Source organism: Kineococcus vitellinus (assembly GCF_009906315.1).
GTDB classification, from domain to species: domain Bacteria; phylum Actinomycetota; class Actinomycetes; order Actinomycetales; family Kineococcaceae; genus Kineococcus; species Kineococcus vitellinus.
Genome location: NZ_JAAALL010000677.1, coordinates 1 through 331 on the forward strand (window position 1 = coordinate 1; position 331 = coordinate 331).

The 331-nt window shown below is 81.0% G+C and carries 1 pseudogene; it reads left to right on the forward strand.

Annotation, left to right across the window (positions count from 1 at the left end):
* Positions 1-331 (forward strand): annotated as a pseudogene (locus tag GTQ99_RS24060) (hypothetical protein); the annotation flags it as partial.

The window sequence follows — 331 nt, forward strand, 5'->3', positions numbered from 1 at the left end:
GATGCCCTTCGCGGTGCCGTGGACGCGCTGCGAGCCCGCCGAGCGCGCCGAGCCCGCCCTGCCGGTCGCCCTGCACCCCTTCGCCGGGCTGCGGCTGTCGCTGCCCGCTCCCGACGGCGGGCGGGTGGAGCTGCGCACGGGGGACGTGGGCGCCCTGGTCGAGCTCGCCGAGCTCGCGGCCCGCGGCGTGCACGCCGACGACCGGATGCCCTTCGCGGTGCCGTGGACGCGCTGCGAGCCCGCCGAGCGCGCCGAGCCCGCCCTGCCGGTCGCCCTGCACCCCTTCGCCGGGCTGCGGCTGTCGCTGCCCGCTCCCGACGGCGGGCGGGTG